Source organism: Deinococcus sp. (genome assembly GCF_025362455.1).
GTDB lineage: Bacteria > Deinococcota > Deinococci > Deinococcales > Deinococcaceae > Deinococcus.
In genome coordinates this window covers 1-5549 of sequence record NZ_JANYGJ010000126.1, presented here as the reverse complement: position 1 = coordinate 5549, position 5549 = coordinate 1, and the positions used below count along the sequence as shown (strand labels likewise).

The 5549-nt window shown below is 64.0% G+C and carries 5 protein-coding genes and 1 pseudogene; 2 read left to right on the top strand and 4 right to left on the bottom strand.

Going from position 1 to position 5549, the window contains the following annotated elements; translation table 11 throughout:
- A pseudogene (locus Q0R23_RS09780) lies at positions 1 to 132 on the top strand (IS982 family transposase); the annotation flags it as partial.
- A gap of 89 nt (positions 133 to 221) precedes the next feature.
- Here the strand turns inward: Q0R23_RS09780 and minE are convergent.
- The 3 genes from minE to ftsH all read right to left on the bottom strand — a co-directional run bounded on the left by minE (position 222) and on the right by ftsH (position 3481).
- Positions 222 to 479, bottom strand: coding sequence for a cell division topological specificity factor MinE (gene minE, locus Q0R23_RS09775; protein WP_293912548.1), 258 nt, complete (start codon positions 477 to 479; stop codon positions 222 to 224).
- A 1-nt stretch (position 480) separates the two neighbouring features.
- Entirely contained in the window at positions 481 to 1281 is an 801-nt protein-coding gene (gene minD, locus Q0R23_RS09770) for a septum site-determining protein MinD (RefSeq protein WP_293912545.1), read from the bottom strand.
- 331 nt (positions 1282 to 1612) lie between these two features.
- Positions 1613 to 3481 (bottom strand): ATP-dependent zinc metalloprotease FtsH, encoded by a 1869-nt coding sequence (ftsH, locus tag Q0R23_RS09765; protein ID WP_293912542.1) that lies wholly within the window; start codon positions 3479 to 3481, stop codon positions 1613 to 1615.
- Between the two features lie 390 nt (positions 3482 to 3871).
- On the opposite strand from ftsH, the gene Q0R23_RS09760 reads away from it, so the two are divergent.
- A complete protein-coding gene (locus tag Q0R23_RS09760; RefSeq protein ID WP_293912540.1) occupies positions 3872 to 5275 on the top strand; it encodes a hypothetical protein in 1404 nt (467 codons plus the stop codon).
- A 70-nt stretch (positions 5276 to 5345) separates the two neighbouring features.
- Here Q0R23_RS09760 and Q0R23_RS09755 read toward each other — a convergent pair.
- Positions 5346 to 5549 (bottom strand): hypothetical protein (locus Q0R23_RS09755; protein ID WP_293912539.1); only part of this gene is annotated, 204 nt, incomplete at its 5' end.

Genomic DNA, 5549 nt, shown 5'->3' with positions numbered 1-5549 from the left:
ATCATCGAAACGGTCTTCTCATCACTGACACGTGCTGGAATTCGATTTGGACAGATCAAAAACTTAAGATCGCTCCGTCTCAAGGTTGCCCTTGCTGTGCTGGCATACAATTGGCGCTATATCAACCCCTAAACGAGGTATGCTATTGATAACTGCTCTGCCGTTCAAAAAATGGGGAGGACGCTCACCTGCACGTCTCCCCCACTCCTCTGAAGACTCACTCAGCGTTTGTTGCGGCTGGTGCCGCCGTCTTGCTCCAGCGGAATGTTGGCGACCAGCACCACGGTATCGCCGCGCTGCTCGACTTCGATGTTGCTGCCCTCGGTGGGAAAGTATTTTTTGACGACTTCGAGCAGGTCGTGCCTGAGCGCGTCCACTTTGCCGGGCGGAATCTTGGCTCGGTCGTAGGCCAGCACCAGTTCCAGGCGGTCTTTTAGGGTTTCCTTGCTGCGCTTGCCCCGATTGAAAAAGGAAAACATTTCACTTGCCCCCGAACAGTCGCCGCAGCGCCGACATGAACCCCCGGTCTTCCTCCAGCTTGGGGAAGGGCAGGTTCTCGCCGCGCAGCCGCCGGGCCGTGTCCATGAAGGCCATGCCCGCCACCGTTTTGCCCAGCACCGCCGGTTCACCGATGTTGGTAGACACCAGAATGCCCTCGTCTTCGGGAATGATCCCGATGGGTTTGACGCCCAGGATTTCGAGCACGTCGGCCTCCGAGAGCATGTTGCCGCTGGCGACCATCTTGGGCCGCAGGCGGTTGATGACCAGATTGATCTCGTTGATCTGCCGCGCTTCGAGCAGCCCGATGATCCGGTCAGCGTCGCGCACGCTGCTGACTTCCGGGTTGACGACCACCAGGGCGCCCTGGGCCGGGGCCGCCGCCGTTTTGAAGCCGGTTTCGATTCCGGCAGGCGAGTCGATCAGCACCCGGTCAAACTGTTCTTCCTCGATCAGTTGCTTGACCGCCGAGATGAAAATATCGGGGTCGAGGGCTTCCTTGTCGCGGGTCTGGGAGGCGGGCAGCAGGTACAGGTTCTCGACGCGCTTGTCGCGGATCAGCGCCTGTTGCAGTCGGCACTTGCCCTCGATCACGTCGATCAGGTCGAAGACCACCCGGCTCTCCAGGCCCATCACCACGTCGAGGTTGCGCAACCCCACGTCCACGTCGATCACTGCTACTTTTTCGCCGAGCTTGGCCAGCCCTGCGCCGATGTTGGCGGTGGTGGTGGTCTTGCCGACTCCACCCTTGCCGCTAGTGACTACGATGACCTTGGCATTCATTGCTGCGCAGTCTAGCGCCTGGCGGATAGGAGTGTGACCTCTATGCCTAAACCTGACTGGGGGCCAGTTGGAGGGGGTTGTGGGGAGTGGGGAGTGGGAACGGCGTTTGGGGCGCTGTTGACCCCTCTCCTGCGGAGCTGTACCAGTCGCCCCCTGCGGGAGAGGGAGTCGTAGACCTGCCCAGCAAAGGGAGCCGCAAAGCGGCGGAAGGGTGAGGGGGCGACCAGGCAGCAGACCCGCCCCATGCACGACATTCTTTGTAATCCTTCGCCACATGCCAAAAAACAACCCCCCGCACGGAGCAGGGGGCGTTCTCACATCCACAGATCCTTCAGTTCTTACCCAGATTCACGGGGCTGCGCAGCTCCGGGTTGATGCGGGCCACGGCCTCGCGCACCACGTCGCCGGTAATCAGCTCCTTGCTCAGCAGCTCGGAGGCCACGTCGTGCATCGCCTGGGCGTACTCGCTGACGAGCTGCTTGCTGCGCACATACGCCGCCTGGAGAATGCGCTTGACGTCCTCGTCGACCAGTTGGCTGGTGTGCTCGGAGAAGGCCTTGGGGCGGCCCATGTCCTCGCCCAGAAAGACCGGGCCGGACTCGGTGCTCAGGGCCATGTTGGCGAAATTCTCGCCCATGCCCCACTCCAGCACCATGCGCCGGGCGATGTTGGTGCTCTTCTTGAAGTCGTCGGCGGCGCCGCTGGTGACGGACCCCATGAAGACTTCCTCGGCGGCGCGGCCACCCAGCGCCACGACCAGTTGGTTTTCCAGCCGCTCCTTGCTCATCAGCACCTGCTCTTCGGGCAGGTAGAAGGCGGCGCCCAGCGCCCGGCCACGCGGAATGATGCTGACTTTCTGGAGCTTGTCGCTGCCCGGAATCACGGCGGCGGTCACGGCGTGCCCGGCCTCGTGGTAGGCGATGGCCTTTTTCTCGGCGTCGCTGATGGTCAGCGAGGAGTTCTCCAGGCCCAGGGTGATCTTGTCGAGCGCCCGGTAAAAGTCACTCATGTCGATCTGGGTCTTGCCGATGCGGGCGGCTTCGAGGGCCGATTCGTTGACCACGTTCTTGAGGTCGGCACCGGAGAAGTACGGCGTGCTCTTGGCCACCTCATTGACGTCCACGCCCTCCGAGAGCGGCTTGTTGCGCATGTGGACCCTGAGGATCGCCTCGCGCTCCTTGAGGTTGGGCAAGTCGATGGTCACCTGACGGTCGAACCGGCCCGGACGCAGCAGCGCCGAGTCGAGCACGTCGGGCCGGTTGGTGGCGGCCAGCACGATGACGGAGGCGTTCTTTTCAAAGCCGTCCATCTCGGAGAGGATCTGGTTGAGGGTCTGCTCACGCTCGTCGTGGCCGCCGCCGATGCCCGCGCCGCGCTTGCGCCCGATGGAGTCGATTTCGTCGATGAAGATGATGGCGGGCGCACTCTTGCGGGCGTCCTCGAACAGCGTGCGGACGCGGGACGCGCCGACGCCCACGAACATCTCCATGAACTCAGAGGCGCTCACCGAGAAAAATGGCACGTCGGCCTCACCGGAGACGGCGCGGGCCAGCAGGGTCTTGCCGGTGCCGGGAGGGCCGACCAGCAGCACGCCCTTGGGAATCTCAGCGCCGATCTGGTGGTACTTGGCCGGGTTTTTCAGGAAATCCACGACCTCGATCAGCTCGCGCTTGGCCTCCTCGTGACCGGCCACGTCGGTGAACTTGGTGTTGACCCGGTTTTCCTTGCCGTAGCGCTTGGCGCGGCTCTGGCCGAACTGCATCACCCCGTTCTGGCCGCCCTGGGCACGCATGAAGAAAAAGTACATCATGCCGAACAGCAGCAGGATCGGCAAAAAGGTCGCCAGCAGGTTCAGCCACTGGCTGGGCGCGGCGTAGCTGTAATTCACGCCCTGGGCCTGAAGCTGGGTGGTCAGCGCGCTGTCGGGGGTCGCGGAGCTGTTGGGCAGCCGCACGGTGAACTGCTTGAGGGGCCGGGTCTGGCCTGGGCCTGCTGCGGGGTCGGGCACCTGGGTTTCTTGTTTCAGGGTCACGGTCGCCACGTCGCCCGTCGAGACGACCTGCTCGACCTGGCCTTTGTTCAGCAGGTCTTTGAACGCGCTGTAGTCGACGCTGGTCCGGCCACCATTGGGCACATTGATGAACACGATGTAGAGCGCCACGACGAAGAGCAAAATCAGCCACGGATTTAAACGTTTCAAGGAACTTCCTCCGGTTGGGGTAGTGCATGAGGGGAAAAGTGCGTGTGGATGGAGGAATTCTCGCCGAAGTCGCTGCTTCATCTGCCCTGCCCACACCCATTGAATCTGAGTGTATCAGACTCAAGGTAGAGTGGTGTCCCACTTGTCCCGGTGGGCACTGAGCGGGCCTTAAGCTGCCCAGAGACGAATTCACATGGAGGGGGCTGGCGCCCTGGCTTGTGGCTTGTGGCGTGTGGAAAGGGCGAAGCGGGGCTGAGTGACCTAACCGGTCCACACGCCCACCGGAACGAACAAAGCCACTGAACGCCGTTCCCACTCCCCGCAACCCATCTTTCCCCACACGCCACACGCCGGGCGCAAGATCGCCCCCAAAGCTCTATGCTACGGGCAATGATTGACCCCGCCCTCACCTGGGAGCAGGCTTGCCAGGCGCTTGCCAGCGACGACTACGAAACCGCTTACGGCATTCTCGAAGCGGCCTACACCGAGGCGTCGCGTCCGGTGCGTGCACGGCTCTCACTGTACCTGGTGAGCCTGAGCAGCCTGTACGGCGACAGCGGCAGCGAGGACATGCGCCAGGGCCTGACCGAAGCCCGCACCCTCGACGCCTCGGTGCGCGAAGACCCGCTGTACCTGGCCCTGAGCGCCGAATTGGGCGCCCGCACGCGGGGACCGGACGCCCAGCCGCCCCGCGAGGAGGCCAGAGCGGCCCTGAGTGCCCTGGCCCGCTACCACGCCGCCTGCGCCCTGAGTTTGATGGGCCTGCCCGACGAGTCCCTGAGTGTGGCGCCGCCGTCTGGCGAGCTGCCGGTGCATCTGCGGTGGCGACTGCGGAGCTGGCAGGCCGACGCCGAGGAGCAGCTCGGCCACAGCGACGACGCGGTGGCCCTCTACGCCGAGGCGGCCCACCTGGCACTGGGCACCAACAAGGCCGTGATGCTTCAGGAGCAGGCCGCGCTGCTGCTCCAGGCGGGCAGGGCGGAGGAAGCCGCCGCCGCGCTGGCCCAGGCCCGGCCTCTGTACCTGACGCCGCTGCCCGAAGAGGACGTGCTGCACCTGGCGAGCTGGCATTACCTCCAGGCGCAGCTCGGACTGACCCAGGGCGACTACGACGCGGCATTGGCCAGCATTCAGGAGGCCGACACGCTGGAGCGCAGCCAGGGCGAGCCGAGCTACGGCGTGGCGCTGGTGTGGGGCCAGATTCTGACCAGCAAGGGCGAGCCGGAAGAGGCGCTGAGTTACTTCGAGCAGGCGCTGGAACTGGCCGAGGACGAGGACCGCCCCTACGCCCAGCACGAGTTGGGCGTGGCGCTGCTCGACCTCGACCGCCCGGTGGACGCCCGCGAGCGCCTGGAAGCCGTGCTGGCCGTGCCCGAATACCCGTTTCTGGCGGAAGTGCTGGCCGACGTGGCTGAATGCGACTATAGATTAGGCAAACTCCCCGAAGCCCAGGCCGAGGCCGAGCAGGCGCTGGCGCAGGGCGCGACCATTCCGGCCAGCTTAGTGCTGGGCAGCGTGGCGCTCGACTACTACCATCTGGACGAGGCGCTGGAGCACTACGAGCGGGTGGTCCGCGAGGCGGCGCCGGGCAGCCGCGACTGGATCACCGCCCACCAGATGGCCGCCGACGTGATGGCCCAGCAGGGCTTTCCCGACGCCGCCGCCGCCTACGCCCACGCCCAGCAGGCGCTGGAGCACACCGAGGTCAGCGACGACTGGCACGGCACCTTGCAGGATCATCTGGGCAAGGCGGAGGGGATGATGGCGGCGGGACGGGGGCGGACGCTGAATTAGGGATGGGGGATAAAGTTGATTCAGCCTCTTGAGAGTCTACCGCGATATCCCTATACTGACATCTTGCAGTTTAGACGATAAGCGGTGAACGTGCGTCCTGCACAGCATAAATCTGTTCGATTTCTCGAAAAAGTTCGTCAAGTCGCACCCAGCCGAAAAATTTCCACCTCACCTGTTGGGCGAGAGCACCCCAATCCGGCCAGCCTGACTCACCCGTGTGCGGGTGATCCAGGTCTTCGAAATGACAGAGCAAAAAACTGAGGATGCTCAAGCA

What these genes read in the sequence shown, in the direction of transcription:
- minE (WP_293912548.1), bottom strand. Translation starts at nt 479, where the DNA reads ATGTTTTCCTTTTTCAATCGGGGCAAGCGCAGCAAGGAAACCCTAAAA.
- Q0R23_RS09760 (WP_293912540.1), top strand. Translation starts at nt 3,872, where the DNA reads ATGATTGACCCCGCCCTCACCTGGGAGCAGGCTTGCCAGGCGCTTGCC.
- minD (WP_293912545.1), bottom strand. Translation starts at nt 1,281, where the DNA reads ATGAATGCCAAGGTCATCGTAGTCACTAGCGGCAAGGGTGGAGTCGGC.